This is a genomic window from Streptomyces sp. 13-12-16, from assembly GCF_002114215.1.
In the GTDB taxonomy this organism is placed as follows: Bacteria; Actinomycetota; Actinomycetes; order Streptomycetales; family Streptomycetaceae; genus Streptomyces.
This window is the reverse complement of record NZ_NCTE01001008.1, coordinates 1-1616: the sequence shown is the minus strand read 5'-3', so window position 1 is coordinate 1616 and position 1616 is coordinate 1. Positions and strand designations below refer to the sequence as shown.

Annotated in this window: 2 protein-coding genes; one reads left to right on the top strand and one right to left on the bottom strand. The window is 76.9% G+C overall.

What is annotated here, in order from left to right:
- The coding region (locus B7767_RS34120) for a DUF2264 domain-containing protein (protein WP_143652781.1) at positions 1-1095 on the top strand (1095 nt) is incomplete at its 5' end.
- 15 nt (positions 1096-1110) lie between these two features.
- On the opposite strand, the gene B7767_RS46780 is transcribed toward B7767_RS34120, so the two are convergent.
- The coding region (locus B7767_RS46780; RefSeq protein WP_085575480.1) for a hypothetical protein at positions 1111-1616 on the bottom strand (506 nt) is incomplete at its 5' end.

Sequence of the window (1616 nt, the reverse complement as noted above, 5' to 3'; positions counted from 1 at the left end):
CCGCTGCACTTCGGCCGGTCACTGACGTACCGCTTCGCCGCCTCGGCGGCCGTCGCGCTGGGCGCCGTCACCGGGCACACCCCGCTGACCCCGGGCGCCTCCCGCCGCATCGCGAGCGGCAGCCTGCGCCACTTCCTGGACCGGGGCGCGCTGACCGACGACGGCCTGCTCGGCGGCGGCTGGTACGGCCCGCACGAGGCCAGTCTGCAGGGCTACTCCGGCCCGGCGTCACCGTACTGGGCGTCGAAGGCCTTCGTCGCGCTGCTCGCCCCCGCCGGCCACGCGTTCTGGACGGCCCGCGAGGAGCCGGCACCGGTGGAGGAGTCCGACCGCGTGCTGGCGCTGCCGGCGCCGGGACTGCTCGTCCAGGCGACCCGCGCCGACGGGATCGTACGGCTGCACAACCACGGCAGCGACCATGTGCGCCCGCACGAGGGCGAGACGGCGGCCGAGGACGACCCGCACTACGGGCGCCAGGCCTACTCCACCCGCACCGGACCCACCGCACCCGGCAACGTCGCCGACAACCACCTGTCGGTGGAGACCGGCGGCCGGTCCAGCGTGCGCCGCCGCATCCACCCCCTGGGCGCGGGACACGGCGACGGCTGGGGATGGGCGGCATCGTGGCACCGGCCCGTGTTCGCCGGCGGTCCGCCGATGGTTCCGGGCCTGCGGGTGGAGAGCGTGACGGTGGCGCGCGGCCGTCACGAGCTGCGCGTGCACCGTGTCGTGGGGGCGCCGGAGGGATCCCGTCTCACCCACACCGGCTGGGCCACCGGCCCCGAGGAGCCGCTGACCTCCGCCCTGTACGGCCTGCACGGCTGGGACGACCCGTCCCCCATCCCGGTCCGCGCCCCCCAGGGCACGGCGTGGACCCGCTGGGCCCACGTCCCGCGCCTCACCGGCAGGTGCGCGGGCACCTCCGTGCACGTCGTTCTGGCCTCCCTCACGGCGGACGCCGACGCCGCGCCCCTGTCGGAGGCCGTCGAGGAGGTCCGGGTGGACGACGGGACGGTCGAGGTCGCCTGGGCCGGCGGCACGGCCCGTACCCGGATCACCTTCGAGCCGGTGGAGGTGCGTCACACGGAGCGGTGAGCGGCCGGGACGGCGTCAGGACCGCGCGTCGTCGTCGCTCTTCGGGGCCTGCTCGGTGCTGTCGGGCGTGGTGTAGAAGACCGACGTACCCTGCTTGGTGCGCTGGGCCTGGTTGCGGGCGACCAGGCCCTCCAGGGTGCTGCGCACGACCGTGGTCTTGACGGCGCGCTCGGGGTGGGCCTGCTCGAGCGCGCCGGCGATCTCCGCCGCCGAGCGGGGCTCGCTCTGCTCCCCCAGGTGCCGGCGGACGAGCTCGACCAGCTTGGGCCCGTCCGCCTTCGCGGCGGGGGACTTGGGCGTGGACTTCCCCGACGCGGCGGACTTCCCCGGCGCGGCGGTCTTCCCGGTCGCGGTGCGCGCGGTGGCCGTCTTCCTCGCCCGCTTCGGCTTCTCCGCGCCCGACCCGGCCCCCGGCTTGGTGCCCGACTTGGCGCCACCCCTCCTGCGCGGCGCCGGCACGGTCGCACCGTCCGGCACCGTGTCGGCCTCCGGCGCGGCCACGGCCTCCGGCGCGTCCGCCG